The following is a 25,518-nucleotide window of genomic DNA, read 5'->3' as shown; positions in this document are numbered from 1 at the left end:
GGCGCCCCCTACGAGGTTTCGCGCACGTCCCTGATTTCCCTTACGTGCGGCCGGATCGCCTCGACGAGCTTCTCCATGGGAACCCCCTGGACCTTGAAGGTGTTCACCCAGGTGTCGCTCGTGTTGCCGTCGACCTCGCTGAAGCCGAGCCCCACGATGTCCCCGCCCACCTCGTAGATGGTCTTCGCGACGTCGGCCAGGGTTCCCTTCGCGCCGGTGGTGGCGACGGTGATGCGTACGCCCTTACGGCGCCCTCCCAAAAGCTCGAGAAGGATGTTGAAGAGATCGGACTCGGTGATGATGCCGACGAGCTTGCCGTCGGTAACCACCGGCAGACCGCCTACCCTGCTGTCAGCCATGATGCGCGCGGCCTCCTCCAGAGGGGTGTCCTCGGAAACGGTGATCACGTCCTTTGCCATGCACTTCTCAACCGTGAGCTTGGCAAGCAGGTCGTGGATCTCCCAGATGGCGAGCGAAGTCGCCGGTGAGGGGGAGGCTTGAAGCAGATCGCGGTCCGATACGATCCCGACCAGTCGGCCGGAACGGTCTACTACGGGGAGGCGCCGGATCTTCTTTTCCCCCATCAGACGCAGCCCTTCGGTCACCGAAATGTCCGGAATGATGGTTATCGGGTTTTTCGTCATCCTGTCTCGTACTAGCATTGTGGCACCCTCCTAGATGTATTGTGCTGCAGCCGGCTTCATTGCCGATTCATGTTTTCCGAAGACGGTACGGCGGACGGCAGTGAGGTGCCGTAAGGGGCCGCCCCACCGCCCTCTGGAACTTCGCGGTTGGAAGCTTTCTTCATCATGATCACCGCCCGGTCCTTGAGCTTCATGCTCCCGTCGACCAGGTAAGTCACATAACTCTTGTAAAGGAACACCATGACGCCCGCGAAAAAGGAGATGTAGATAACCCTCGAGAGCATGGGAGAGGAGAGCCAGGAGGCTAGCTTCAAGACGGCAAGAAACAGCAGTGTTATCGCCGCGACGACGGCAAGCGGTTTTACCCACACATGCCGCGAGGCCAACTGGGCGAAAAGTCCCTGCTTCTGCTCCGACGCCTCCTGCGGCGCCGACACGCTCTCACTGGCAGAGTCGAGAGCAGGGGCCGCTTGGCCGGCGGCCTCCTTTTTCGGCTCTTCGCGTATCACCCTCATGGATGCGCGAAATTTCTGGGGGACCGAATCGAGGCGGTTCGTCATGTGAACGATACCGCGGCTATCGGTGTACCTGTAATAATCGGCGAGAAGTCGTGATGGAAGTGCACAGGAAAGGCAAATGACTACGAACAGCAGAAGTGGCAGTAGTACGTTCTTATTCATCTTCCCTCCGAACAACGGCTATTTCGGCCGCCATCACATTTGAAATTGCATCACACTCCTACGGCTGCATCACACCCCTACGGTAACAGCCCGTCGACCAGATCTAGCACGACCTGATCGCGGTTCAACGTGTAGATGTGCACCCCGGGCACCCCCGCGGCCAGAAGCTCCTCGGCCTGTTTGCGTGCATGCGCAACGCCCACCTTCTGCACCGCGGCCGCCCCTCCCCGGCGATCGGCTTCCTCGAGCTCGGCGAGGTACGCCGCGGGGAGCGTCGCCCCGCAAAGCGAGATGATGCGCTGGATCACCTTGAGGCTCACCACCGGGATGATACCGGGAATGATAGGCTTGTCAACGCCGATGGAACGGGCCTTGGCGACGAAATCGAAGTAAAGATCGTTATCGAAGAAGAGCTGGGTGATGGCGAAGTCCCCCCCCTGGTCCAGCTTGAGCTTCAGGTAGGAAAGGTCGTGCTCCGCGTCCACCGCCTCCGGGTGCACCTCGGGGTACCCGGCTACGCCGATCCCCATGTCCGGGTGGCACTCCTTGATGAAGGCGGCCAGGTCGGAGGCATGCAGCAGGGTACGGCAGGCGGAGAATTCCGGCGGGGCGTCCTGCGGAAGATCGCCCCTGAGGGCCAGGACGTTGTCGACCCCGGTCGCGACCAGCCGGTCCAGGAAGAGCTGCAGGTCGCCGCGGTAGGCGCCGATGCAGGTGAGATGCGCCATGGTGTCGAGGCCGTGCTCGTTTCTAAGCCGGCTCACGATTTCGAGGGTGTCCCCCTTGGTGCTCCCGCCGGCGCCGTAGGTGACCGAGGCGAAGAGCGGCTGCAACTGCGCCAGACGGTCCGCCACCCGGAAGAAGGCGGGCCATTCGTTCTTGTCTTTTGGTGGAAAGAATTCAAGGGAGATGAACTGCTTTTGCAGGCGGTCCATCTTTTCAACTATCTTCATGCAATCTCCGTAGCTGATCGGTCCGCCACAGGCATCACGGCGCTTGTGACAGACGTCTTTGTCTCCTCGACAGGGACAAGGTGGACTTTAGCATTTTTTTATAAGGAAATCGACTACAGTGTGCTACGTCACAAAGCCCGGAATATCCCGCGAAAATCAGGCAGTAAGAGAAAAAATACATTGCCCCGCGACGGAAAGGGATGCTATAAGTACAAGGTTTGCGACCACAGGCAACCCTGTGGTCTTTTCATTTTTCGCAGAAGGAGCACCGCATGATCAGCGCATCAAACGTCACCCTCTCCTATGGCAAGAGGGTGCTCTTCAAGGACGTAAACATAAAGTTCACCCCGGGCAACTGCTACGGGCTCATCGGCGCCAACGGCGCCGGGAAGTCGACCTTCCTGAAAATCCTCGCCGGCGACATCGATCCGGACAAGGGGGAGATCTCGATCGGCAAGGGTAGGCTCGCGGTCCTGAAGCAGGACCAGTTCGCCTACGACGAGCACACCGTGTTCAACACCGTCATCATGGGACACAAGAAACTGTACGAGGTGATGGCCGAGCGCGAGGCGATTTACTCGAAGCCTGAGTTCAGCGAGGAGGACGGCATCCGTTCCGCCGAACTGGAGGCCGAATTCGCCGAGATGAACGGCTACGAGGCGGAGAGCGAGGCTGCAGTGCTCCTAAACGGCCTCGGTATCCCGGAGGAGTTGCGCGGCAAGCTGATGAAGGAACTGGAAGCGGGTGACAAGGTACGCGTGCTCCTGGCACAGGCCCTTTTCGGCAACCCGGACGTACTGCTTCTGGACGAGCCGACCAACCACCTGGACCTGAAATCGATCGCGTGGCTCGAGGACTTCCTGTACCGCTTCCAGAATACCGTGATCGTCGTATCCCACGACCGTCACTTCCTGAACCAGGTCTGCACCCACATAGCCGACATCGACTTCGGCCGCATCCAGGTCTACGTGGGGAACTACGACTTCTGGTACCAGGCGAGCCAGCTGAACCTGAAGCAGCGCCAGGACGAGAGCAAGAAGGTCCAGGACAAGGCCGCCGAACTGAAGGAATTCATCCAGCGCTTCTCGTCCAACGCCTCGAAGGCGAAGCAGGCGACCTCGAGGAAAAAGCTTCTCGAGAAACTCACCATCGAGGACATGCCGGTATCGTCCCGTAAGTACCCGTACGTGGTGTTCAAGCCGGAGCGTCCCTGCGGCGACATCATCCTGGAAGTGAAGGGGCTCTCCAAAACGGTGGACGGCGTGCAGGTGTTCAAGAACCTCGACCTCATCGTCAGGAAGAACGACAAGATCGCCTTCGTGGGAAGCAATTCGCTGGCGAAGAGCACCCTGTTCCAGATCCTCGCGGGGGAACTGGAGCCGGACGAAGGGACCTTCCGCTGGGGCGTCACCATCACCAATGCGTACTTCCCCAAGGAGAACGGCGACTACTTCAAGGGGGACCTGAACCTGATCGAGTGGCTGGGGCAGTACTCCCCGCCGACCGAAGGGGAGAGCTTCGCACGCGGCTTTTTGGGGAGGATGCTCTTCTCCGGCGACGAGGCGACCAAGAAGACCAGCGTCCTCTCCGGCGGCGAGCGGGTACGCTGCATGCTCTCCAGAATGATGCTCACGGGCGCCAACGCGCTCATCCTGGACGAGCCGACGAACCATCTGGACCTTGAGTCCATCACCGCGCTGAACAACGGCCTCATCTCCTACACCGAGGTGGTGCTCTTCTCCTCCCACGACCACGAGTTCGTATCGACCGTGGCGAACAGGATCATCGAGATCACGCCGGGCGGCATCATCGACCGCGACATGAACTTCGACGACTACCTCGAGGACGCCGACGTCATCGCCGAGCGCGAGAGGCTGTGCAACGGCCACGCAGAGCTCAGCCTGTAAGCGTCAGGCAGTTGCAGCAGGAAAAACGAAGGGGGCTTCCGGTTACGGAAGCCCCCTTTTTAATGCCTGTTCCCTACGCCTTCAGGAAGTTCCTGACCCCGGTGAAGACGATCTGGGCGGCGAGCGCGGCGACGAAGAGACCGGTCAGCTTGCTAAGGATGGTGATCCCCTTCTTGCCCACGATGTGCTCGATGAAGGAGGCGCACACGAGCAGGATGCCGACGCAAAGAACCGCCATGGCAAGGGCGGCAAGCCCCACGAAGACCTGCCAGTTGTGCTGCACCTCCGCACCCATGACGAGTAGCGCGCCGGTGGTCCCCGGTCCCACCGTTACCGGGATGGCAAGGGGAACGACGGAGATGGCGCCGCGCTTCTCGCTCGGAGGTGCGCTGTCGTCACCGTGCACCATGTGCACCGCGGAGAGAAAAAGAAGGCTCCCCGCGCCGATGCGGAACGAGTCGAGCGTGATGCCGAAGAGGGAGAAGAGCGTGTTCCCGAAGGAGTAGAGGACGAAGCAGGCGACCAGGACGGCGAGGGTCACCCGGAACGCGGTCGCGCGCCGCTCCTTTGCGGTCAACTCCGGGGTCATGGCGAGGAAGGTGGAGAGGACGAAGAAGGGGGTCAGCAGGAAGAAGAACCTGATCCACACGGTGAAGAAAAAATCCGAATAAGCTTCCATCCTTTGCCTGACTCTCCTGTTAAACACGAAAAGCTTTACCACAGAGGACACCGAGGTCCACAGAGGACACGGAGGAAAGGCATGAAGGCGGGTTTAAAACCTTCAAGCTTTTCTCCGTGTCCTCTGCTACTCAGAGTCCTCTGTGTGACGCTTTTCGCTTTTTGTTAATCAGCTACCTTCAGCACGATCTTGCCGAAGTGTTTGTCTTCTTCCATCATGCGGTGTGCCGCGACCACCTCTTCGATCGGGAACACCTTCTCGATGATCGGGACGATGGTGCGGTCGGCGAACTTCGGCATGGCGCGGCGCACGAATTCGGCCGCGATTTCACCCTTCTCGGAGACCGGGCGGGAGCGGAGCACGCTGCCGATGATCTGCTGGCGCTTCACCATCATGAGGGCCAGGTTCAGCTCCGCCTTGATGCCGGAGATGACGCCGATGATTACGAGCCTCCCCTTGTACCCCAGGGAGTTCATGTTGGGCCCGAGATACTTGGCGCCCACATGGTCGAGGATCACGTCGACCCCCTTCTTGTTGGTGAACTCCTTCACGATCTCGGTGAAATCCGGGTTCTCGCGGAAGTTGATCACGAGATCCGCGCCGAGCTCCTTGACGCGCTCGAGCTTCTCGGGGGAAGCGGTCACGATCAGCTTGGAGTTGGGCGCGAGCGCCTTGCAGAGCTGGACCGCCGCGGTGTTCACCCCGCCGCCGCCGCCGTGCAGGAGCGCGGTCTCGCCGTCCTGCAGCCCGCCGATCATGAAGACGTTCAAAAACGCGGTGATGTAGGACTCGCAGATGCAGGCGGCCTCCTCGAAGCTGACCGTATCGGGGATCGCCATCAGGTGGTTCGCGTATGCCACGGCGTACTCGGCATAACCGCCGCCACCCACCAGCGACACCACCCGGTCACCCACCTTCCAGCCGGTGACGCCCGAGCCTAACGCCTCGATCACGCCGGCAACCTCAAGTCCGAGGATCTCGGAATCGCCCGGCGGGGGGGGATACTTCCCTTCGCGCTGCACCAGGTCGGGACGGTTGATGGAGGTCGCGTGGACCTTTACCAGCACCTCGTTTTCCTTGGGCGCCGGTTTCTCCACCTCACCTACCTTGAGCACATCGACCCCGCCAAAGCCTTCCATCAGTACCGCTTTCATGGCCATCCTCCTGTATGTTTTGAATTCACGGCAGCCGGTGCACCGGCCGCGATAGTGTATACGGCGACACACTATCTCAAAAACAGGCGCCGATAATCAACGGAATTTTCTCGGGCGGAGGAAATAAATCAGCGGAATTTGATGGCGGTTCCCCGCGCGGTCATCTCGCTTCTGGGGAAGATGATGAAGGTTTCCGTCTCCACCTTCACCTCCGGGCTGATGACGGCGTCGGCCCCTATCTTGGCGGCCTCGGCACGCAGGGCGTCGTAGGCCCAGTTGTAGTCGGCGGGGGTCAGGGCTTCGGCGGTGAAGTCCCGGGTCCGGTGCACCTCTATGGTTCCCACCTTCTGGTAGGGGCGCATCACCTCTTCTTCCGACAGGATGGGAGGCCCATCGCCCGTGAAGGCAACCCTGGCACAACCGGTCGTCAGAACCAGGCAAAGCAGCAAAAGCACAGGCAGGAAAGTTTTCAACGGCTGACAGTACCTGTTCATGTTTTCTCCCTATCAGGACGGAAGTCCTATCTAGATCAATTCGGCAACACAGTTTAACCGTCATTTTCCCACTTTACAACAGCATTTTGAGCATGATAGTATCTGGCGTTTCAATCACCAACTGATCGAAAGGAAGCAGCCATGTCAGGCCATAATAAGTGGAGTACCATCAAGCACAAGAAAGGCGCCGCCGATGCCAAGCGCGGCAAAATTTTTACCAAGCTGATCAAGGAGATCACCGTTGCCGCAAAACTGGGCGGTGGCGACCCGGATGGGAACCCGCGCCTGAGAACTGCTATCGATAAGGCCAAAGGCGAGAACATGCCGAAGGACAACGTCGAGCGTGCCATCAAGAAGGGCGTTGGCGGGATGGAAGGGGTCAACTACGAGGAGACCACTTACGAAGGGTACGGCCCGGGCGGCACCGCGGTGCTCGTCGAGGTCATGACCGACAACCGCAACCGCACCGTTTCCGACGTGCGCAGCACCTTCTCCAAGTGCAACGGCAACATGGGTGAGACCGGCTGCGTCTCCTGGCTCTTCGACAAGAAGGGTCTCCTGGTCTTCCCCAAGGCCACCGACTTCGACAAGCTCTTCGAAGCCGCAATCGAGGCGGGCGCCGACGACGTGACCGATGAAGAAGAACAGTACGAAGTGCTGACCGACCCGAGCGCTTTCCACCAGGTGAAGACCGCGCTCGAAGCGGCAGGGTTCAAGGCCGAGTCCGCGGAGATCACCATGATCCCGCAGACCATGGTGAAGCTCGACGGCAAGAACGCCGAGAACATGCTGAAGCTCATGGACCGTCTCGAGGACAACGACGACGTCCAGAACGTCTACGCCAACTTCGACATCTCCGCCGAAGACATGGAAAAGATGATGTAGCAAAGGCGTGTTGTTTTGTGGTACTAAGAGCGCGGGCACTCCCCGCGCTTTTTTTATTCGAACCAGAGTCAAAACCATTGGCCACGGAGAAAATCTGAGGAAATCCGAGAACGGCAAAATCTTGAGAAAGGACTGAACATCTTTTTTGAGTCTTTTGCTTTTGGGTTTCTCCGAAGTTCTCAGATTTTCTCCGTGGCTGATGGTTTTAAGGTTTTTACATGATCATCCTCGGCATAGACCCAGGCTCGCGCAAGACCGGCTACGGCCTCATCTCCAAACAGGGCAACCGCCTGGTCCACATCGATAACGGAGCCATCTTCACCGACAAGGCGAAGGACTTCCCGCAGCGGCTGGAAAAGATCTTCTCCGGGCTATCCTCCATCATCGCCGAATACCAGCCGGAAGTGGTGGCGGTCGAGAACGTCTTTCTCGCCAAGAACGCCATGAGCGCGCTGAAGCTAGGGCAGGCGCGCGGGGCGGCCATCGTCGCCGCGGTGAACGTGGGGCTCCCGGTGCACGAGTACACCGCCATGCAGGTGAAACAGGCGGTGGTGGGAACCGGCCGCGCCGAAAAGGCGCAGGTGCAGCAGATGATCAAGGCGCTTTTGAACCTCCCGGAAATCGCCCAGGAGGACGCCTCCGACGCCCTGGCCGTCGCCATCTGCCACGCCCACTCCGCCGGCATCGGTGCCCTGCTGAAAGGCATCAGGTAAAGAACAACTGCAGACGCGATGTCCTGCTGTATCACGTTGTCAATCGCATCGTTCCTACGCTCCAGCTTGGGAACGTTACTTTAAAAGAACGACCTGCAGAAGCCGTCTCTGCAGCATCACGTTGTCAATTGTCCATTTTCAATTGTCAATTGAGGTTCATATGATCGCCCTTCTGACCGGCAAGATCGCCTACAAGGCCCCCGATTACGTCATCCTCGACGTGAACGGCGTCGGCTACCACGTCTTCATCCCCTTCTCCACCTACTACGCCCTTCCCGCCGAAGGTGGTGCTGCGACGCTGCAGATCCACACCTCGGTGAAGGAGGACGCCATCAACCTGTACGGTTTCCGCACGCTTCAGGAGAAGGAACTCTTCCAGCTCCTGATCGGCGTCTCGGGGGTCGGCCCCAAACTCGCCAACGGCATCCTCTCCAACAGCGAGCCTGCCGAACTTGCCGACTCGCTGGTAAACGGCAACCTCGCGCGACTCTCTGCGATCCCGGGAATCGGGAAGAAAACCGCGGAACGCCTGGTGCTCGAACTGAAGGAAAAGATGAAGAAGCTCGGCATGGCGCATCCCGCACCGGGCGGAGCCGCTCTTCCCGCGAAGCAGGAGGTGCGCGAGGACGTCCTCTCCGCGCTGATCAACCTCGGCTACAAGGAATCCGTGGTGCAGAAAGCGCTCGCCGAACTCAAGGTTCCCGAAGACACCACCGTCGAGGCGCTTCTCAAGCAAGCCCTCAAGATCCTGATGAAATAACAGGCGCACACCCTTCTCATCCATCATGAACATCGCACTCGGGGAATCTATCTGAACCAGGCTGACTGACAGAAGATAGAAAAACGGCGCTTTGATTGCCTGCCTGTCGGGCTGGGTATATACTCACAGAGTATTTTCTTTCGGTCACCGGACAAGAAAGGGGAAGCTATGCGCTCGTTAACGATCGCCGTGATTCTGTTCCTGATGCTCGTCGTGCTGCCGGAAAAAGGAAATTGCGCCCCTCTCAAACAGAGAAGCGGCACAGTCACCTTCTCAATAAGACTCGCCTCCCCTCCCCAGATTCAAGACGTCAAGATGTGGTTCCCCTATCCCACCTCCGATCTCAACCAGAGGATCGACAACCTCCAGTTCAACGGCAACTATTCGAACTTCACCCTGTCCAGGGAACCCCAAAGCGGAGCGCTCTACCTCTACACGGAATGGCACGGTCCGCAGAAAGAGCGCCGCCTCACCGTGACCTTCAAGGCAACGGCCCAGGAACGCAAGGTCGAGAAGCTCGTGGAACAGAAGGTGCCGCTTCCTCCCGAGGTCGCCAAATACGTGCAGGCCGAATTCTGGATTCCTTCCGACAACAAGAAGATCAAGGACCTGGCGCACAAGATCACCGCCGGCAAAAAAGGGATCCTCCCGAGGGCCAGGGCGGTCTACGACTGGGTGGTCGACAACACAAGGCGCGACCCCAACGTGCCGGGGTGCGGTGTCGGCAACGTCGAGGCGACTCTCGCGGCGCGAAGCGGCAAGTGCGCCGACTTGAGCACCTTGTTTGTAGCCCTTAGCAGAGCGGCAGGCGTACCAGCACGCGAGGTTTTCGGGTTGCGACTCGGCAGGCCCGGGCAGACCGACATCACCAACGGACACCACTGCTGGGCCGAATTTTACCTGCCGGGAACCGGGTGGGTGCCGGTAGATCCTGCCGACGTCACCAAGGCGGTGCTGGAAAAGAAACTGGACCGGGCCGGGGCGAAACCGTACCGCGAATACTATTTCGGCGCCGTGGACGAGTTCCGCATCGTGCTGCAGAAAGGGGGGCGCGGCATCGCCTTCAGCGAGGGGAACAAGGAAAAGGTCAACTACTTCATGTATCCCTACGCCGAGGTGAACGGCAAGGCCCTCGACTACTGCCGTCCCGAGACGTTCACCTACACGGTCAGTTTCCATGAGCGCTGACCCGGCGCTCCGTGCGTCAATCATGCAGCCGCAATGCAGTCCGGCCGCTCAACGCCCCCGGGACCCGTTCACATGCGCCTGAGCCTCAACATCTCGATCAACCTGATCCTGCTCCTCGTCATCCTCGCCCTTTCGAGCACCATCGGTGCGTTCTTCATCTCCCAGCAAAAACTCGATCTGCAGCACGACATGGAGCACCGCGTCGAGATCATCGGCCGGCAGGTGAGCAGCGAGGTGCAGGCGCCGCTCGCCGCAGGGGAGTCACACCATGTGGGGCGCCTGCTGGACGCCGCGACCGTCGACCGCGAGGTAGCCTTCATCATGGTGAAATCCCTCGACGGGGAGGTCATCGCGGCAAGGTGGCTCAGCAACGTCACCGGCAACATCAGGGAATATTCCTTTCCGGTACTGGCACGCTCCAAAGAGGAAGCGGCCCGCAGCGAGATGGCATTCGGGACGATCACCTCTCTTGCCGGCCGAAACGAAATCGCCACCGTCGCCATCGGGGTCGACCTGGAGCCGATGGCGAAGGCGGAGCGCTCCCTCGTGGTGCGGACGGTGACGGCGATTCTCGTCGGCTCGGTCATCGCGCTCTTTCTCGGCCTGGCCATCGTGCGAAGGCTGCTAAGCCGCTCCATGACCCCGCTCCTAAACGGCATCCGCGAGATAACGTCGGGCGACTTCTCACGCAGAGTCAGCCCCGACCCGCACGTCGAGATCGCCGAAATCGGCAGCGCATTCAACGAGATGGCGGAGAGATTCTCCACGACCCTCATTTCGAAACACGAACTGGAAGAGATGGTGGCGCAGCGCACCGCGGAGCTGAAAAAGGCCCTGGACGACCAAATCCGCATCAGAGAGGCCCTGGCCCAACGGGAAGAGGACATCCGGCTCCTTTTCAACTCGGCGGCCGAGGCCATCTTCGCCATCGACCTCGCCGGCACCTGCACCTTCTGCAATCCGGCCTGCGCAACCCTTCTCGGCTACGAGGGGACTGAGGAGATCATCGGCAGAAAGATGCATGATTTTCTCGGGCATGCGGCGGCCGACGGCACGCCTCTAAGCGAGGCGGAATGCGGCGTCTGCCGCACGCTCGGCGACGGTCAGGCCATGCACATCATGAACGAACATTTCAAAAAAAAGGACGGCGATTCCATACCGGTGGAGTATTGGTCGCACCAGATCGTGCAGGACGACAAGGTGGTCGGCGCCGTCACCACATTCCTCGACATCACGCAGCGCATCCATTTGGAGCGGCAGTTGCTCCAGGCCCAGAAACTCGAGGGCATCGGCGTGCTGGCGGGAGGGATCGCCCACGACTTCAACAACCTTCTCACAGCCATAATAGGCGGCTCGGAAATCGCCCTCTCCGGCATCGAACCGGGATCCAAAGCGGCCCATTCGGTCCGCAGCGTCATAGACGCGGCCACGAGGGCCGCCGACCTGACCCGCCAGATCCTCGCCTTCAGCAGAAAGCAGGTCCTCACCATGAAGGAGCTGAACCTGAACGACGAGGTGCTCGCGCAGACAAGGATGCTGCGCCGCCTGATCAGCGAGGACATCAAGTTCCAGGTGAACCTCTCGCCCGAGCTCATGTACCTCAAGGCGGACCCGGGGCAACTGCAGCAGGTGCTTTTGAACCTCGCCGTGAACGCCCGGGACGCCATGCTCCCCGGGGGGACCCTCACCATCGAGACCTCCGTAACGAAGCTCCAGGCGTCGGACCGCTGGCTTGAAGAGGGTATGCCTCCCGGCCGTTACGCTTTGATAGCGGTGAGCGATACCGGCGCCGGCATGAACGAGGAGACCAAGGCACGCATCTTCGAGCCTTTCTTCACCACGAAGGGGCCGGGGCAAGGGACGGGGCTCGGCCTGTCCACCGTGCACGGCGTGGTGAAACAGCACCAGGGCGCCATCTCTGTCTACAGCGAGCCGGGCAAGGGGACGACCTTCCGCATCTACCTTCCGCTGCTCGAGAAGGTCGCTGCGACCGGAGAGGAACCGGTGGCGGCCGCCGTACCGATGGGCAAGGGAAACATCCTCGTAGTGGAGGACGAAGAGGCGGTGCGGGACTTCCTCGAAAGCGCGCTCAAGGACAACGGCTACAGCGTGACGAGCGTAGGGGGGAGCCAGGACGCTCTGGCCGCGGCGACCGCCACGAACTTCGACCTCCTGATCTCCGATATCGTCATGCCCGGCATGAGCGGACCAAAGCTCTACCAGGCCATCACGGAACTTCAGCCGGAGCTCAAAGTACTCTTCATCTCCGGATACCCGGCAAGATCCGGGGCGCTTCGCGACATCCTCGACTGGGATGCCCCTTTCCTCGCCAAACCCTTCTCCGTCAGCACCCTTCTCACCAGGACCCACGAAGTGATGTCGTCGTAATCCGGCATCTTCCTTGACCTTTAGTGCGAACTGTTATAATTTGGCTCCCTGCAAAATGCGGCCGACGCCGCAAGAAGGAGAGGTATGACCACCCGCTTTATCAGCGCCGAGAGAACCGAAGAAGACCTCCTCGAAGCATCGCTGCGCCCCCGTGCGCTGGCCGATTACGTCGGGCAGGAAAAGGCGAAAGGAAACCTCGGGCTCTTCATCGACGCCGCGCGCGGCAGGGGCGAGGCGCTGGACCACGTACTTCTTTACGGCCCGCCGGGACTGGGCAAGACCACCCTCGCCAACATCATCGCCTGCGAGATGGGGGTGAACATAAAGTCCACCTCGGGCCCGGTGATCGAGCGCCCCGGCGACCTCGCCGCCATCCTCACCAACCTGGAACCGCACGACGTCCTCTTCATCGACGAGATCCACCGTCTCTCCCACGTGGTGGAGGAGATCCTCTACCCCGCGATGGAAGACTTCCAGCTCGACATCATCATCGGACAGGGGCCGAGCGCCCGCACCATAAAGCTCGACCTCCCGAAGTTCACCCTGGTGGGGGCCACCACCCGCGCCGGGCTCCTCTCCTCGCCGCTTAGGGACCGCTTCGGCGTGATCTCGCGCCTGGAGTTCTACACCCACGAGGAACTTGCCTTCATCATCACCCGTTCCGCCCGCATCTTCGGCATGGTGATCGCGCCGGAGGGGGCCATGGAGCTCGCGCGCAGAAGCCGCGGCACCCCGAGGATCGCGAACCGCCTGCTGCGCCGCGTGCGCGACTTCGCCCAGGTGCGTGCCGACGGCGTGATCACGCGCGAGGTGGCGGACCAGGCCCTGGCCCTTCTGGAGATCGACGACATGGGGTTCGACTACATGGACCGCGCCATCCTTTTGACCATCATCGACAAGTTCGGCGGCGGTCCGGTGGGGCTCGACACCATCTCGGCCGCGATCAGCGAGGAGAGCGACACCATCGAGGACGTGTACGAGCCGTTTCTCATCCAGAACGGGTTCCTGAACCGCACCCCGAGAGGGCGCGTCGCGACCGCCGCCGCCTACAGCCACTTCGGCCGTGTGGCGCCCGAGCCGCCGCAGGGCAAACTGTTTTAGGGGTCATATGCAGCTTATCTTCGATTTCCCCGTCGTCCCGCGCTTCGGTTTCGAGAACTTCGTCGTCTGCAGCGGCAACAGGACCGCCTACCAGTTCGCCCAAAGGCTCGCCTCGGGCAGCGACGCGGAGAACCTCCTCTACGTCTACGGCCCCGAGGGATCGGGGAAAACCCACCTTCTGACCGCGCTTGCCGTCGCCCTGGACGGGAGATACTTCTCCTTCCGCGACGCGGCCTCCCTCTACCGCGGCGACTTCATAAACGAAGGCCCCTCGCCGCTTGCCGAGCACTTCGCCGGCGCCAACGCGCTCATCCTGGACGACCTGAACCTGTTGCCCGACAACCAGGAGGTCCGCGTCGAGCTTTGGGAGCTCTTCAACGCCTTCTACAGCGCCGGAAAAAAGATCGTCATCTCCGGACTCACCCCGCCCAAGGAGCTCCCCCACCTGGACGGGCACCTGACCAGCCGCCTTCTGTGGGGACTCGTCGCACGCATGGACGTCTCGGACGACGACTCGAGACGGATGATCCTGAAAAAGCTTGCCGAGGACCGGCAGATGGCCCTGCCGGACGACGTGATAGACGAGATGCTTTTGAAGGTGAGGCGCGACATCCCCTCGCTGGTCTATGCGCTGGAGACCATAAACCGCACCGCCATCGCCACGAAGAGGAAGGTGAGCCTGAGGCTCGCGAAAGAAATCTTCAAGAGCGGCTGACCTCGCATCCGTACGATCGCAGGCATCAATAAACAAAGGCTTCCGAAGAGATCACCTCTCCGGAAGCCTTTGTCGTTTTAAAACCCGGCGTCATCGACCGGGCAGGTATCAGCTGTCAATTGTCAATCATCCATCGTCAATTGCCCTTCTTCGTTTCCAGCTCCTCCCACCGCTCGAAGGCCCTGGCGAGCTCCGCCTCCAGCCTGCCGTAGTCGGCGGTGATGGCGGCGATACCGCCTTCGACGGAACCGTAGCGCGAGGGATCGCCCAGGAGGGCCTCCACCTCGGCGAACTCCTTTTCCAGCTCCGCGATGCTCCCCTCCAGCTTCTCGAGCTCGATCCGCTCGGCGTAGGTGAGCCCCTTCTTCGGCTTCTCCGCCTTCGCCGCCTGGGCTTCCCTCTTCTCGACGCGCTGCGCCGAGGCCGCCTGGCGGGCCGCCTCCCGGCGCTCACGGTAGTTCGAGTAGTTCCCCTCGTAGAAGGTCACCTCCCCTTCCCCCTCGAAGGCCAGGACGCCGGTCGCCACCTTGTCCAGGAAGAAGCGGTCGTGCGTCACCATCAGCACGCAGCCGGGAAAGGACGAGATGGAAGCATCCAGCAGCTGCAGGGTCGGGATGTCCAGGTCGTTGGTCGGCTCGTCGAGCACCAGGAGGTTCGAGTCCTGCAGCATGAGCCGCGCCAGGATGAGGCGGCTTTTTTCGCCGCCGGAGAGGCTGCCGACCGGGCGCCGTCTGTCCTCAGGGGAGAAAAGGAAGTCCTCGAGGTAGCCGATCTTGTGCCGCTTCTCGCCGCTCGCCGTGGTGACGTAGTCACCCTCGCCGAAGAAGTCGTAGATGGTCTGGTTAGGGTCGAGCACCTCGCGCAACTGATCGAAGTAGGAGATGCGTGTTTTCTTGCCGACCACGACCTTCCCCTGGTCCGGCTCCTCCTCACCCATGATCATCCGGATCAGTGTCGTTTTGCCGCAGCCGTTGGGGCCGATCACCCCGACACGGTCGCCACGCTTCATGCCGAAGCTGAGCCGTTTCACGAGATCTCTCGCGCCGAAGGACTTGCTCACCCCGTCCAGTTCGAGGATGGTGCCGCCGAGCCCCTCCTCGGTGTTGAAGCCGATCTTCAGATCGCGGCGCGCCGGTCCGGAGAGGCTCTCCTCGAGGGCGTGGTAGCGGTCGATACGGGCCTTTTGTTTCGTGGAGCGCGCCGGGGGGCCGCGCCGGATCCAGTCGGTCTCGATGCGCAGAAGGTTCAAAAGGCGCGAGCGGCGCGTCGCCTCGTTCATGAGCCGCTCTTCCCGCTGGATGAGGTAATTCGAGTAGCCGCCGGGATAGGAGATCATGCCGCCGCGCTCGAGCTCTAACATGCGCGTCACCACCTCGTCCAGGAAGTAGCGGTCGTGCGTGATCAGCATCACGGCGCCGGGGTAGGCCTTCAGGTGATCCTGCAGCCACTGGGTCGTGTCGGCGTCCAGGTGGTTGGTCGGCTCGTCGAGGAGCAAAAGCTCCGGGGCCTGCAGCAAAAGCTTCGCCAGGGCCACCCGGCGCTTGGTGCCGCCGGAAAGGGTGCCGATCACCTGGTGCGGGTCGGGGAGCTGCAGATGGGTCATCATCTCGAGGACACGGTGGTCGGTGTTCCAGCCGCCATGGTGCTCGATCCAGACGGAGAGCTCACCCTGGCGCGCCAAAAGCCGATCCATGTCGGGCGGGTTCGCCGCCATCTTCTCGGAGAGTTCGTTGAAGCTCGCCATGGCGGCACGGATCGCGGTAAGGCCGCTCTCGATCTCCGAGGCGACGGTGGCCCCGTCGTCAAGGACAGGCTCCTGGCTCAGGTAGCCTACCGAGGCGCCGCGCTTCATGGCGATGGAGCCGCCGTCACGGTCCTCAAGCCCCGCGAGGATGGTAAGAAGGGTCGACTTACCGGCGCCGTTCGCGCCGATCAGCCCAACCCGCTCGTCCTCTCCGACGGCGAAGGTCACGTCGTCCAGAAGGACCCGCGAGCCGAAGCTTTTGGAGAGCCCGGTGATATCAACAACGTTCATGGATACTCCGATAAAGGACCAGACAGCGCCAGACCACCTGGAAGCAGCCCCGGCGTGCCCGCCCCCGCCTGCGGACCGAAGCCCTACGGTGGGCTAAGACCCGGAGGGGGAGGGGTGCCGAGGCACGACGCCTGCCGCTAAAGAGGTCCTAGAATTTGAAAAAGTCGGCGATTTTGCCGAAGATGGCAGCCGGGCGGTACTGCTTCGGGATGGCGTAGGTGCCCGTGTGCTTCACCGGAACGGTCATCTGCCCAAGCGGCGTATCAAGATCGAGACCTGCCGCCAACTGATAGGGAATTTTGTCCGGATCAGGTTTGCGCTTCAGGATCTCCAGGAGATCGGCGTAAGTGACGCGAATGGGGATGCGGACATCGGCCTCTTCGTTGGCCGGAAAGTTGACCTCCTCGCGCGCCCCCCCTTTGACGAGCGGCAGCGCCATCACCTTCAGGTCATAGCTGTAGCCGTGGAGCTTCAGGTCGAAGTTGTTCGGGTTTTTCACTCTCAGGTACACTTCCATGCCGGCCCCGGCCGGATCAACCGAGACCACACTCAGGTCCTGCATGACGACAACCGGCGTCTTGACCAGCGTATTGCACCCTGAAAGAACGACTAACAGCAACAGCAGCAAAGCGATTCTTCTCAAAACAAACTCCTGGAAAAGGGATTGGTGAAAACAAAGCGGGCGGGCCCCCGAAAGGAACCCGCCCACTATAGCACAACGTCTACTCAAACAGCAAAAGGACTATCGGTTGCTGGCCACCTGCATCAGCATGCCCCTTTGCATCTCCCGCAGTATCTCCGTGCGGAAGCGCTTGCGGATCTTGTCATAGGCCCTGGCAGCCGGCCCCGTTCCACAGTAGAGCCTTTTCGCACGGGCCTTGTTTCCACCGGCCATGTCGAGCTTCTCGTAAAGCTCCTTCACGGCCGCCTCAGCGCACTTCTCGTCGTCCCACATGTCCTGCGGCGTGAAGCCGTGGCTCTCGGCCCGTTCCGGCATCAACTGCCACACCCCAAGGGCACCCTTGGATGATACCGCTCTCGATGAGAGCTTGTGCCCGCCGGTTTCCGCGAGAGCTATCTCGGCCAAATCCAGCGGCGTGAAAATGGTTCCCTCCGTCTTCTCATAGCAAATTTCCGCGAGCCACTTGGCCCTCGCAGGGGTCGTCCTGCGGGCAAAGGTGGCGTAGATTGCGGGAACCAGCTTCTTCCTCCCATCCAGTTCGGTCTGTTTCGGGAGGTCCATCTGCACGGCCATGGGAGCAGAGGGAGCCTTGTTATCTCCCTGCTTCTCGCTCCCCTCGGCCCAGGTCAACAGCGCCCGGTCCGACTCCGACACCGACGGAGTCACCGGTACCTGTGCCTGCTGCAGGTGGGACTGATCGCACGATGCCGTCATCAGGAGCACCGCGATCAGCACTACAATTTTTCTTTTCATGATAGATTTCGTGATATGGCTTTTGCCGGCTTTAGGTAGTGATACTTAATGTCGGTAGTGAAGCCCGCGCCAATCATCTCCTTTCTTTAGAATCCCGTTGGCTCATCGCCAACCCGAGGTGTTCTAGTGTAATCAATTCCGACTACATTGCAATACTTGCATTAATTTTTTGCAATCTACGGAAATAAGAAGGGAGGCCCGCCCGTGCGGACCTCCCCCACTAAAGCCTCAAAATTTCATATATTAAAGCTGCACCCCCATAACATCAGCCACGGTATGGATGTCCTTATCGCCCCTGCCCGACAGACAGACGACGATGCTCTCGTTGGTAGAAAGTGTCGGAGCCAGACGCAGTGCGTGAGCCACGGCGTGGGAAGACTCCAGGGCGGGGATGATCCCCTCCTCGCGTGTTAATACCTGGAACGCCTCCAGGGCCTCATCATCGGTGACCGAGACGTAGCTTGCCCGGCCGAGTTCCTTCAGGTAGGAGTGCTCGGGGCCGACCCCCGGGTAGTCGAGGCCTGCGGAAATGGAATGGGCGTGGGCGATCTGCCCGTACTCGTCCTGCAAAAGGTAGGTCTTGTTGCCGTGCAGCACGCCTACGCTGCCGGCGGAAAGCGGAGCGGCATGCTTGCCGCTTTCGATGCCGTAACCCGCGGCCTCGACGCCGATCATCTGCACGTTCGCATCGTTCACGAAGGGGTGGAAGAGCCCGATGGCGTTACTCCCCCCGCCCACGGCGGCGACCAGGTAGTCGGGGAGCCGACCTTCGGCCTCCAGGTGCTGCTCGCGCGCCTCGCGGCCGATGATGGACTGGAAGTCGCGCACCATGACCGGATAGGGATGCGGTCCCGCGACGGTGCCGATGATGTAGAAGGTATCTTCCACGTAGGTCACCCACTGGCGCATCGCCTCGTTCATGGCGTCCTTAAGCGTTGCGGTACCGGAGCTCACCGGGGTCACCTTGGCACCCAGAAGCTTCATGCGGAACACGTTCAGCGACTGGCGGCGGATGTCCTCTTCACCCATGAAGACCTCGCACTCCATGCCGAAGAGGGCCGCAACGGTCGCCGTCGCCACACCGTGCTGCCCGGCGCCGGTCTCGGCGATCACCTTTTTCTTGCCCATGCGCTTCGCGAGAAGGGCCTGACCGATGGTGTTGTTCACCTTGTGCGCGCCGGTGTGGTTCAGGTCTTCGCGCTTCAGATATATCTTCGCCCCCCCCATTTTCGCGGTGAGTTTCTCGGCGAAGTAGAGCGGATTCGGGCGCCCCACGTACTGACGCAGGTAGTAGGCGAACTCCTCCTGAAACCCCTTTTCATTGCGAAAATGGTTGTACGCCTTCTCGAGTTCGAGCAAGGCCGGCATGAGCGTTTCGGAGACGTATCTGCCGCCGAAACGGCCGAAGTGTCCAGTGTGGTCAGGCGTGTCCAAGGTTGCCTCCAGTCGGTGTATGAGGGGGGCATAATAGACTATCTGTCGATAAATTGCAAGCTTACAGAGCACCCCCCCCAGTCAACCTACCGCCGTTACTCACTTTTAGCCGTTTCTCTTTGCCTTATTTTCGGCTTTGAGCTACATATAAACACTGTTTCTCGAGCTCATTTTCCAGGGTAAAAAACGACTCCTGTGAGGACCTTTTTTCGCTCTGACAGAGCCCCTTTTTTACCCTGCCGATCAATCCCGGAGAGGTGAACCGATGGCGTTGCCGAAACCATTTCACATAGTGCTGGTCGAACCCGAGATACCGCCCAACACGGGAAACATAGCGCGGCTTTGCGGCGCGACCGGCACCGTCCTGCACCTCGTGGGCAAACTCGGCTTCTCCACGGACGACCGATACCTGAAGCGGGCCGGGCTCGACTACTGGAGCGAGGTGGACATCCGTTACTGGGAGGACCTGGAAGCCCTGAAGGCCTCCTTCCCGGAGGGACGCTTCGTCTATACCAGCAAGAAAGCGGACCAAAGCTACGTCGAGTTTTCCTTCCTCCCGGGCGATTTCATCGTATTCGGCAAGGAGACGAAGGGGCTTCCCGAAGAACTCATCGCCGCCAACCCGGATACGGCGGTCAGGATCCCGATCATCGGCAAGGTGCGCAGCCTGAACCTCTCCACCTCGGCGGGGATCGTGCTTTACGAGGCGCTGCGACAGACCGGAGCGCTGCAAGGGGCGTAGCTCCCCTCCCCGCCGGCGCGGACGGCCCCGGCATCTGGAAAGGAGAGACGGATGTTCGAAAAGAAGTGCGGTGCAGGTTATCGGGAAGTCCTGCCGGGGATCATGCAGAAGACGCTGGTGCACGGCCAAAAGACGCTGATGGTCGAGTTCGTTCTTGAAAAGGGGGCCCTGCTGCCGATGCACAGCCACCCGCACGAGCAGACGGGATACCTCGTGAGCGGCCGGATCAGGCTGACCATAGCCGGTGTCCCGCACGAGGTGCAGCCAGGGGACGGCTGGTGCATCGCCGGAGGGGCCGAGCATCGCGCCGAGATCATCGAGGACTCGGTGGCGATCGAGGTTTTCTCACCCGTGCGCAAGGAGTACCTTCCGGGCGGCGTCAGCTGAACTGGTAGACAACCACGCCGAAACTCACGGCGGTCACGGCGAAGGCGATGAGGGCCAACAGACCATCGCGGGAAATGAGCGCCAGGCCGAAAGCGGTGAGGGCGAGCCCGGCGCCGTGTGCGGAGAAAGGGACCAACTCCATCATCGGCATGACGATGGCTATGGATGCACAGACAAACGAGATGAGGTAGGTGCTCCCCCCCTGGATCAGCGCGGACATGCGCGGCCTGAGCCAGCGGTCGATGAAACGGGCCGGGGGACTCAACCACCGCACCGCCGTGTGCACCTTTTCCTTGGCCAGCGAGCGGCGCAGGACCCATTTCGGCAGCCAGAAATGTTCCCTGCGAAAGAAGAGCTGCCCTGCGATGAGCAGGATGAAGATCCCCATCGTAGTCGGCACGCCCGGCATGCCGCTGATCGGGGAGGCCGCGATCACCCCCACCATGAGCAGCAAAGGCCCGAAGGATCGATCCCCCACCGACTCAACTATCTGCCCCAAGGAAACACGCCCTTCGTCGTCGGCCGACTGGTTGATGCGGTCCAGCATCTCCTGAAGGTTGGTGATCTCTCTCTCCATGCGGAGCCTCTCTCATACCGCCGTCAAAGCACCCCTTAGACAGCCTTTCGCAGATTACATTGGATGCGACCAATGTCAAGAGGCTCCGCCACCCCCCTCTGCCCTGCCGAAAACCGTATACATATCAGATAAATATAATCTTTCCATTCCTTGACTGTGGAAGATCTCTGTCTATATTCAAACAGCACATTTTAATAACAGGGAGGAAGAGATGTCGACTAAGGAGAATCTTGCCGAAGCGTTCGCCGGGGAGAGTCAGGCAAACCGTAAATACCTTGCCTTTGCTGCGAAAGCCGAGGCGGAGGGGCTGCCGCAGGTAGCGAAACTGTTCCGTGCCGCGGCACATGCCGAGACGGTGCACGCCCACGCGCACCTGCGGGCGATGGGCGGGATCAAGGGGACGGTGGAAAACCTGAAGGAAGCCATCGAAGGCGAAGGTTTCGAGTTCCAGCAGATGTACCCGCCGTTTCTCGAGCAGGCGAAAAAGGACGGTGATCGCGCGGCGGAGAACTCCTTCAAGTTCGCCCTCGCGGTCGAGGAGGTACACCACGACCTGTACCAGCAGGCGCTGGCCGCCGTGCAAAACGGCGTCGATCTGGCCGACCGCCCGATCTATGTCTGCGAAGTCTGCGGCAACACGGTGTACGACGAGGCGCCCGACAAATGCGCCGTATGCCTGGTGCCTAAGGAAAAATTTTCCAGGATCGCATAACGCGACGAGGGCGCGGCCGGCATCGGCTGCGCCCTTTCTTTTTCACGAACGCCCTTTCCGAGACGATCTCCTTTTCCCTTCCCATCAGGGATTCCTGATGCTGACCCGCCCAGGCGTCGCCCAGTCGTTATGCCCCCCCGGTATCTCGTGAAACACCGTCCCCGGCCTGCTCTCCGCCAGGGCCTTTGCGAAGCGCGCCGGGATGACCTCGTCGTCCTTCGCGCCGAAGATCTCCACCTTTCCCGGGTATCCCGCAAGCGACTTCACGTTGTCCCAGTCGTCCGCCAGAAGCAGGCGCACAGGGAGAAACCGGTAGTGGTACTGCCCTACCCTGTGCAGCTTGTCAAAAGGGGCGATGAGGACGATTTTGTCGGGTGGCGGCGTCACCGTGGCGAGAAAAGAAGCCGGCCCGCTGCCGAGGGATTCTCCCGCCACGCAGACCGGCGTGTGGGGATACTGCCGCCGCAAAAGGAGATACGCCTTTTTGGCCGCCTCGTTGATGCTTTCTTGGGAGGGAGTCCCCTTGCGCAGGCCGTACCCCGGGTATTCCAGGATGTAGACCGCATCGGAGCGGGAAAAGGAGGGGACGGCGTAAGCCCGGTCGCTCGCCTGTCCGCCGTTGCCGTGGGTCATGAGCCAGACGTTCGCCGGGGCGTGGACCGGACGGTAAAAGCCTATGAGCTCGCCCTTGTCGCGCCACGGGGTGAGACCGTTGTCCAGGTCATGATGGGTGGGGAAGTAGAGAAGCTGCCGCTGCCAGGCCATGGCGCTCAGCAAAAGCGCCACCAGGCAGACGGTAAGAAGTTTGAGCGATCTGAGCATGAGCCCTCCCGCGGCATGATCAGGGGAGGCAGAAATAGACGGTTGCGCCCTCGTCGACCACGCCGTGGGCCCACACGCTGCCGCCGTGCCGCTCGACGATCCGCTTCACCGTGGCGAGCCCGATTCCCGTCCCCTCGAACTCGGAACCATGCAGCCGCTGGAAGGCGCCGAAAAGCTTGTTCTGGTAAGCCATGTCGAACCCGGCGCCGTTGTCACGCACGAAGAAGGTGCCTTTCAAAGCCCCCCCGCTGCGCCCCACCTCGATCCTGGCCGTCTCACGCACGCTCGAGTATTTCCAGGCATTGGCCACCAGGTTTTCCAGCATCTGCTCCAAAAGCCCCCGGTCACCGTGCACCTCCAGGTCCGGCTCGATCAGCATCTCCACCCGGCGCTGCGGCTCGGCATCCTGAAGCTTGCTCCCTATGGAGCGGGCGACCTCACTCAAGTTGACCGGCACCTTGTTGAGTTCCGAGCGTCCGATGCGGGAGAGTTCGAGCAGGTCGTCGATCAGGGTCCCCATCCTGCGCGTCGAGGCGCAGACCCGCTCCAGGTACTGCTTCCCATCGGGCGGAAGGTGGGAGCCGTACTCCTCAAGCACGATGGATGTGTAGCTGTTGATGTGGCGCAGCGGCCCGCGCAGGTCGTGAGACACGGAATAGCTGAAGGTTTCCTGCTCCTTCATGGCGGCCTCGAGCCGGGCGGTGCGCTCGACGACGCGCCGCTCCAATTCCTCGTTCAGCAGGCTCAACTCCTCGGCCATCCTGCGGGTCTGCGTGATGTCCCGACTGATCCCGAAGACACCGACCACGTTTCCTTCCTTGTCGTGCAGCGGACCTTTCGTCACCTCTACCAGGATGCGCTCGCCTTTTAACGACGCGATTTCGTGCTCCACGACGCTGACGGCGTTGTTGCGAAGCACCCTTTGATCCTCCTCCATGACCCGCCGAGCCTCTTCCGACGAGAACAGCTCCGTGTCGTCCCTCCCGAGGATCTCCGACAATTCCTTTCCGGTCATCTGCAACGAGGCCTTATTGAGGAGAAGGTATCGCCCGTTGACATCTTTCACGAAAACGGCGTCGGTGGTTCCTTCGATTATCGCATTGAGCAACTCTCGGTTTTGCTGCAATGCACCCTCTACCAGCGACCGCTCCACGATGATTTGTTGCAGCTCTTCGTTGACCGACTGCAGGCGTTTCTGTTCGTGATCGTACCTCTTGATCAAGGCCCAAAGCATGGTCGTACACGCACCTGCCGTCACAACGAACCCAACGACCTCGTCGGCTATCCTGTCGTACTGGGACCGGAAAGGAACCACCCACTCCGGGAAACGCAGTTCCAGTGCAAGGAGCGCAATGACGTCAAGCACGGCAATGGCAACTAGCACCTGGCGCTGCCTGCCCCGGAAAAATATCGGCAGGTACATGAAAATGCATACGAAAAAGAAGGGGATGCTGCCTAAAGACGCCCCGTTTGGAAACCACACCAGGTCAAGCAGGGCCAGAAGAAGGAAAAACAGTTTCTTCGGATGTGACCTGCCGCAGCATGACTCACGGAAAAGGACCAGAGCAAAAACAGCAAATAGGGAGAGCAGCACGTTGATGAAAGGAGGGAGGCCCTGCAGATAATTCGCAGGCATCATGACAAACACGGAAACGACAGCGGCCATCAGGCAAAGTACGCCGAAGAGGACCAGCTCCATGCTGTCCTCCCCATCTTGCCATATGCAGGCCTTCAATCTTTCGATGAAAGATGCTCTACAGCTCATGCGTTGCCCCGTATGTCGGCTGATGTCGCAAACGAACCGCAAAGCTAACACATTAATTCAAATTGATAAAGACTTTATTTGTACAGTGACGGTCGGGCAATGGAAGGAGAGCAACACAGCCTCGTCCTCTCCCGGAGGTTCAGCGCCCTCTGCGCCCGATCACCTTGCGGAAGAGGAGCAGTTGCGCCGTGATGTCAACGGCAAGGACTGCAGTGGTGAAGTACAAAAGCCATGCCTTGTTGTCGAAATAGGCGAGGCAGTTGAAGAACATGTACAGGGTGACCACCCAGGACAGCAGTCGCCGGACGCTGCGCACGGTACGCCCGACCTCCTCCTCGTCGGTTCCGACGAGCAGGGCGACGGCGGGCGCTGCATAATAGCCGACCGTGGCGTCGATGAAGATGAGGAAGATGTTGCCGGCGAAGATATACGTCAGATGCTGATCCATTGCTGCTCCCGTCCGGGGGATTGCTTACCAGGAATAATTAAGACAATCGGCGCAGGGAATCAAGCGGAATCGGCCCGACAGCACCACTTCTACCAAGGCCACGAGAGTAGCTGCTTAAAAAAAATTAGAATCGCTTTACAATTCCAAGGCGGCCTGTTACTTTTTTCCGAATCGCGATCTCACACACAAGGAGGAACAGGTATGCCAAACCGTTTTCTCAACGCGGTCGATTTGAAGCTCAGTAACATGTCACATCTCGAACTTGGGCACTACGCCATCAACCTGGGAGACGCCTTCGAGGCTCACTCGGGGCACCAGGGAGAGCAGGCTTTCCCTCCACCCCTTTCGAAGCCTTCCGCACTGAAGGGCATGGGGACCAACTTCCTGGTTTTAAATGCCGCTGCCGAATCCCACGACGTGAACAAGGTAGCGGAACGGGACGCCATGCGTCCCATCGTGGAGCTGCATGTGGCGGGAGCCGTGCAGTGGGCGGTGATGAGGTCGGTTCTTGAGAACAACAACAGTCTGATCGTAAACCTGCCGTTGCAACCCAGGAAGAAGGCGGCTCGGAGTGCGGTTAACGCGAACGTGCACGCGCCGCAGAATCCGAAGGTCAAGCATGGAGTGAACTCCGGCACCATTCTGGCGAGCGCAGCCAAGGTCGAAAAGGCTCGCGCCTACTACCTTGCTTTTTGCACAGGTGATCCATCGCTGGAAGAGTCCTGGACGATCATGGGACCGTTCGACTCCTGCAGAAAGATGGAGCTCTCCGGTCTCGAGCCGGGAAAACTGTACTATTTCAAAATCAGGTGTTTCGGCAAAGGGGGGATGAGCCCTTGGTCGGAGATCATCAGCTTGAGGATTCTCTAGGTCGCCTGACGGAGGAGAGGCCTTGCGCAC

At 60.5% G+C, this 25,518-nt stretch carries 26 protein-coding genes; 12 read left to right on the top strand and 14 right to left on the bottom strand.

Annotated elements, in window-relative coordinates:
• Positions 1–8: 8 nt before the first annotated feature.
• The 3 genes from D6Z24_RS11255 to D6Z24_RS11245 all read right to left on the bottom strand — a co-directional run bounded on the left by D6Z24_RS11255 (position 9) and on the right by D6Z24_RS11245 (position 2,277).
• Positions 9–662 carry a CBS domain-containing protein gene (locus D6Z24_RS11255; RefSeq protein WP_129126692.1) on the bottom strand — a complete coding sequence of 218 codons (654 nt, stop codon included), beginning with the start codon at positions 660–662 and terminating at the stop codon, positions 9–11.
• Between the two features lie 38 nt (positions 663–700).
• Complete coding sequence (locus D6Z24_RS11250) at positions 701–1,324, bottom strand: DUF4124 domain-containing protein (protein WP_129126691.1); 624 nt, start codon at positions 1,322–1,324, stop codon at positions 701–703.
• A 77-nt stretch (positions 1,325–1,401) separates the two neighbouring features.
• Positions 1,402–2,277 (bottom strand): methylenetetrahydrofolate reductase, encoded by an 876-nt coding sequence (locus D6Z24_RS11245; protein WP_129126690.1) that lies wholly within the window; start codon positions 2,275–2,277, stop codon positions 1,402–1,404.
• A 272-nt stretch (positions 2,278–2,549) separates the two neighbouring features.
• Here D6Z24_RS11245 and D6Z24_RS11240 point away from each other — a divergent pair, with 272 nt between their 5' ends.
• Positions 2,550–4,184, top strand: a complete 1,635-nt coding sequence (locus tag D6Z24_RS11240) for an ABC-F family ATP-binding cassette domain-containing protein (RefSeq protein ID WP_129126689.1) — start codon at positions 2,550–2,552, stop codon at positions 4,182–4,184.
• A 73-nt stretch (positions 4,185–4,257) separates the two neighbouring features.
• Here D6Z24_RS11240 and D6Z24_RS11235 read toward each other — a convergent pair whose 3' ends face one another.
• The 3 genes from D6Z24_RS11235 to D6Z24_RS11225 form a co-directional block, all read right to left on the bottom strand.
• On the bottom strand, positions 4,258–4,863 hold the full coding sequence (locus D6Z24_RS11235) for a MarC family protein (protein ID WP_129126688.1): 606 nt from the start codon (positions 4,861–4,863) through the stop codon (positions 4,258–4,260).
• Positions 4,864–5,027: 164 nt separating this feature from the next.
• The gene (locus D6Z24_RS11230; RefSeq protein ID WP_129126687.1) at positions 5,028–6,017 is read right to left on the bottom strand and encodes an NAD(P)H-quinone oxidoreductase; all 990 of its coding nucleotides are present in this window, start codon (positions 6,015–6,017) and stop codon (positions 5,028–5,030) included.
• A 128-nt stretch (positions 6,018–6,145) separates the two neighbouring features.
• On the bottom strand, positions 6,146–6,511 hold the full coding sequence (locus D6Z24_RS11225; RefSeq protein WP_129126686.1) for a YbjQ family protein: 366 nt from the start codon (positions 6,509–6,511) through the stop codon (positions 6,146–6,148).
• A gap of 141 nt (positions 6,512–6,652) precedes the next feature.
• Here D6Z24_RS11225 and D6Z24_RS11220 point away from each other — a divergent pair, with 141 nt between their 5' ends.
• The 7 genes from D6Z24_RS11220 (at position 6,653) to D6Z24_RS11190 (ending at position 14,261) form a co-directional block, all read left to right on the top strand.
• Positions 6,653–7,396, top strand: coding sequence for a YebC/PmpR family DNA-binding transcriptional regulator (locus D6Z24_RS11220; protein WP_129126685.1), 744 nt, complete (start codon positions 6,653–6,655; stop codon positions 7,394–7,396).
• 218 nt (positions 7,397–7,614) lie between these two features.
• Positions 7,615–8,109: a crossover junction endodeoxyribonuclease RuvC gene (ruvC, locus tag D6Z24_RS11215; RefSeq protein WP_129126684.1), complete on the top strand. Its 495-nt coding sequence runs from the start codon at positions 7,615–7,617 to the stop codon at positions 8,107–8,109.
• 160 nt (positions 8,110–8,269) lie between these two features.
• Positions 8,270–8,869, top strand: coding sequence for a Holliday junction branch migration protein RuvA (gene ruvA / locus D6Z24_RS11210; RefSeq protein ID WP_129126683.1), 600 nt, complete (start codon positions 8,270–8,272; stop codon positions 8,867–8,869).
• 168 nt (positions 8,870–9,037) lie between these two features.
• Positions 9,038–10,057 carry a transglutaminase-like domain-containing protein gene (locus D6Z24_RS11205; RefSeq protein ID WP_129126682.1) on the top strand — a complete coding sequence of 340 codons (1,020 nt, stop codon included), beginning with the start codon at positions 9,038–9,040 and terminating at the stop codon, positions 10,055–10,057.
• A 72-nt stretch (positions 10,058–10,129) separates the two neighbouring features.
• Complete coding sequence (locus D6Z24_RS11200) at positions 10,130–12,445, top strand: hybrid sensor histidine kinase/response regulator (protein ID WP_162605117.1); 2,316 nt, start codon at positions 10,130–10,132, stop codon at positions 12,443–12,445.
• 84 nt (positions 12,446–12,529) lie between these two features.
• Positions 12,530–13,546, top strand: a complete 1,017-nt coding sequence (gene ruvB / locus D6Z24_RS11195; RefSeq protein WP_129126680.1) for a Holliday junction branch migration DNA helicase RuvB — start codon at positions 12,530–12,532, stop codon at positions 13,544–13,546.
• Positions 13,547–13,553: 7 nt separating this feature from the next.
• A complete protein-coding gene (locus D6Z24_RS11190) occupies positions 13,554–14,261 on the top strand; it encodes a DnaA/Hda family protein (protein WP_129126679.1) in 708 nt (235 codons plus the stop codon).
• Between the two features lie 136 nt (positions 14,262–14,397).
• Here the strand turns inward: D6Z24_RS11190 and D6Z24_RS11185 are convergent, their stop codons facing one another.
• The 4 genes from D6Z24_RS11185 to trpB all read right to left on the bottom strand — a co-directional run bounded on the left by D6Z24_RS11185 (position 14,398) and on the right by trpB (position 19,165).
• Complete coding sequence (locus D6Z24_RS11185) at positions 14,398–16,296, bottom strand: ABC-F family ATP-binding cassette domain-containing protein (protein WP_129126678.1); 1,899 nt, start codon at positions 16,294–16,296, stop codon at positions 14,398–14,400.
• Positions 16,297–16,444: 148 nt separating this feature from the next.
• A complete protein-coding gene (locus D6Z24_RS11180; RefSeq protein ID WP_129126677.1) occupies positions 16,445–16,939 on the bottom strand; it encodes an LEA type 2 family protein in 495 nt (164 codons plus the stop codon).
• Between the two features lie 99 nt (positions 16,940–17,038).
• Complete coding sequence (locus D6Z24_RS11175) at positions 17,039–17,731, bottom strand: transglycosylase SLT domain-containing protein (protein ID WP_129126676.1); 693 nt, start codon at positions 17,729–17,731, stop codon at positions 17,039–17,041.
• A gap of 243 nt (positions 17,732–17,974) precedes the next feature.
• Entirely contained in the window at positions 17,975–19,165 is a 1,191-nt protein-coding gene (gene trpB, locus D6Z24_RS11170) for a tryptophan synthase subunit beta (RefSeq protein WP_129126675.1), read from the bottom strand.
• Between the two features lie 265 nt (positions 19,166–19,430).
• Between trpB and D6Z24_RS11165 the strand changes: the two genes are divergently transcribed.
• Both D6Z24_RS11165 and D6Z24_RS11160 read left to right on the top strand, forming a co-directional pair.
• The gene (locus D6Z24_RS11165; protein WP_129126674.1) at positions 19,431–19,907 is read left to right on the top strand and encodes a tRNA (cytidine(34)-2'-O)-methyltransferase; all 477 of its coding nucleotides are present in this window, start codon (positions 19,431–19,433) and stop codon (positions 19,905–19,907) included.
• A 51-nt stretch (positions 19,908–19,958) separates the two neighbouring features.
• The gene (locus D6Z24_RS11160) at positions 19,959–20,294 is read left to right on the top strand and encodes a cupin domain-containing protein (protein ID WP_129126673.1); all 336 of its coding nucleotides are present in this window, start codon (positions 19,959–19,961) and stop codon (positions 20,292–20,294) included.
• Here D6Z24_RS11160 and D6Z24_RS11155 read toward each other — a convergent pair.
• Positions 20,287–20,871 (bottom strand): exopolysaccharide biosynthesis protein, encoded by a 585-nt coding sequence (locus D6Z24_RS11155; RefSeq protein ID WP_129126672.1) that lies wholly within the window; start codon positions 20,869–20,871, stop codon positions 20,287–20,289. The genes D6Z24_RS11160 and D6Z24_RS11155 overlap by 8 nt on opposite strands.
• A 211-nt stretch (positions 20,872–21,082) precedes the next feature.
• On the opposite strand from D6Z24_RS11155, the gene D6Z24_RS11150 reads away from it, so the two are divergent.
• Entirely contained in the window at positions 21,083–21,583 is a 501-nt protein-coding gene (locus D6Z24_RS11150) for a rubrerythrin family protein (RefSeq protein ID WP_129126671.1), read from the top strand.
• An 84-nt stretch (positions 21,584–21,667) separates the two neighbouring features.
• Here the strand turns inward: D6Z24_RS11150 and D6Z24_RS11145 are convergent, their stop codons facing one another.
• From D6Z24_RS11145 to D6Z24_RS11135, 3 genes are all read right to left on the bottom strand, one after another.
• Entirely contained in the window at positions 21,668–22,405 is a 738-nt protein-coding gene (locus D6Z24_RS11145; RefSeq protein WP_129126670.1) for an alpha/beta hydrolase, read from the bottom strand.
• A 19-nt stretch (positions 22,406–22,424) separates the two neighbouring features.
• Entirely contained in the window at positions 22,425–23,789 is a 1,365-nt protein-coding gene (locus D6Z24_RS11140) for a sensor histidine kinase (protein WP_246014644.1), read from the bottom strand.
• A gap of 520 nt (positions 23,790–24,309) precedes the next feature.
• The gene (locus D6Z24_RS11135) at positions 24,310–24,618 is read right to left on the bottom strand and encodes a hypothetical protein (protein ID WP_129126668.1); all 309 of its coding nucleotides are present in this window, start codon (positions 24,616–24,618) and stop codon (positions 24,310–24,312) included.
• A 201-nt stretch (positions 24,619–24,819) separates the two neighbouring features.
• On the opposite strand from D6Z24_RS11135, the gene D6Z24_RS11130 reads away from it, so the two are divergent.
• Positions 24,820–25,488, top strand: coding sequence for a fibronectin type III domain-containing protein (locus D6Z24_RS11130; RefSeq protein WP_129126667.1), 669 nt, complete (start codon positions 24,820–24,822; stop codon positions 25,486–25,488).
• Positions 25,489–25,518 lie beyond the last annotated feature (30 nt).

The organism is Geomonas oryzae, assembly GCF_004117875.1.
Taxonomy (GTDB): domain Bacteria; phylum Desulfobacterota; class Desulfuromonadia; order Geobacterales; family Geobacteraceae; genus Geomonas; species Geomonas oryzae.
The sequence above is the reverse complement of the archived record's forward strand: the minus strand, read 5'-3'. Positions and strand labels throughout refer to the sequence as shown.

What these genes read in the sequence shown, in the direction of transcription:
- D6Z24_RS11255 (WP_129126692.1), bottom strand. Translation starts at nt 662, where the DNA reads ATGCTAGTACGAGACAGGATGACGAAAAACCCGATAACCATCATTCCG.
- D6Z24_RS11250 (WP_129126691.1), bottom strand. Translation starts at nt 1,324, where the DNA reads ATGAATAAGAACGTACTACTGCCACTTCTGCTGTTCGTAGTCATTTGC.
- D6Z24_RS11245 (WP_129126690.1), bottom strand. Translation starts at nt 2,277, where the DNA reads ATGAAGATAGTTGAAAAGATGGACCGCCTGCAAAAGCAGTTCATCTCC.
- D6Z24_RS11240 (WP_129126689.1), top strand. Translation starts at nt 2,550, where the DNA reads ATGATCAGCGCATCAAACGTCACCCTCTCCTATGGCAAGAGGGTGCTC.
- D6Z24_RS11235 (WP_129126688.1), bottom strand. Translation starts at nt 4,863, where the DNA reads ATGGAAGCTTATTCGGATTTTTTCTTCACCGTGTGGATCAGGTTCTTC.
- D6Z24_RS11230 (WP_129126687.1), bottom strand. Translation starts at nt 6,017, where the DNA reads ATGAAAGCGGTACTGATGGAAGGCTTTGGCGGGGTCGATGTGCTCAAG.
- D6Z24_RS11225 (WP_129126686.1), bottom strand. Translation starts at nt 6,511, where the DNA reads ATGAACAGGTACTGTCAGCCGTTGAAAACTTTCCTGCCTGTGCTTTTG.
- D6Z24_RS11220 (WP_129126685.1), top strand. Translation starts at nt 6,653, where the DNA reads ATGTCAGGCCATAATAAGTGGAGTACCATCAAGCACAAGAAAGGCGCC.
- ruvC (WP_129126684.1), top strand. Translation starts at nt 7,615, where the DNA reads ATGATCATCCTCGGCATAGACCCAGGCTCGCGCAAGACCGGCTACGGC.
- ruvA (WP_129126683.1), top strand. Translation starts at nt 8,270, where the DNA reads ATGATCGCCCTTCTGACCGGCAAGATCGCCTACAAGGCCCCCGATTAC.
- D6Z24_RS11205 (WP_129126682.1), top strand. Translation starts at nt 9,038, where the DNA reads ATGCGCTCGTTAACGATCGCCGTGATTCTGTTCCTGATGCTCGTCGTG.
- D6Z24_RS11200 (WP_162605117.1), top strand. Translation starts at nt 10,130, where the DNA reads ATGCGCCTGAGCCTCAACATCTCGATCAACCTGATCCTGCTCCTCGTC.
- ruvB (WP_129126680.1), top strand. Translation starts at nt 12,530, where the DNA reads ATGACCACCCGCTTTATCAGCGCCGAGAGAACCGAAGAAGACCTCCTC.
- D6Z24_RS11190 (WP_129126679.1), top strand. Translation starts at nt 13,554, where the DNA reads ATGCAGCTTATCTTCGATTTCCCCGTCGTCCCGCGCTTCGGTTTCGAG.
- D6Z24_RS11185 (WP_129126678.1), bottom strand. Translation starts at nt 16,296, where the DNA reads ATGAACGTTGTTGATATCACCGGGCTCTCCAAAAGCTTCGGCTCGCGG.
- D6Z24_RS11175 (WP_129126676.1), bottom strand. Translation starts at nt 17,731, where the DNA reads ATGAAAAGAAAAATTGTAGTGCTGATCGCGGTGCTCCTGATGACGGCA.
- D6Z24_RS11165 (WP_129126674.1), top strand. Translation starts at nt 19,431, where the DNA reads ATGGCGTTGCCGAAACCATTTCACATAGTGCTGGTCGAACCCGAGATA.
- D6Z24_RS11160 (WP_129126673.1), top strand. Translation starts at nt 19,959, where the DNA reads ATGTTCGAAAAGAAGTGCGGTGCAGGTTATCGGGAAGTCCTGCCGGGG.
- D6Z24_RS11155 (WP_129126672.1), bottom strand. Translation starts at nt 20,871, where the DNA reads ATGGAGAGAGAGATCACCAACCTTCAGGAGATGCTGGACCGCATCAAC.
- D6Z24_RS11150 (WP_129126671.1), top strand. Translation starts at nt 21,083, where the DNA reads ATGTCGACTAAGGAGAATCTTGCCGAAGCGTTCGCCGGGGAGAGTCAG.
- D6Z24_RS11145 (WP_129126670.1), bottom strand. Translation starts at nt 22,405, where the DNA reads ATGCTCAGATCGCTCAAACTTCTTACCGTCTGCCTGGTGGCGCTTTTG.
- D6Z24_RS11135 (WP_129126668.1), bottom strand. Translation starts at nt 24,618, where the DNA reads ATGGATCAGCATCTGACGTATATCTTCGCCGGCAACATCTTCCTCATC.
- D6Z24_RS11130 (WP_129126667.1), top strand. Translation starts at nt 24,820, where the DNA reads ATGCCAAACCGTTTTCTCAACGCGGTCGATTTGAAGCTCAGTAACATG.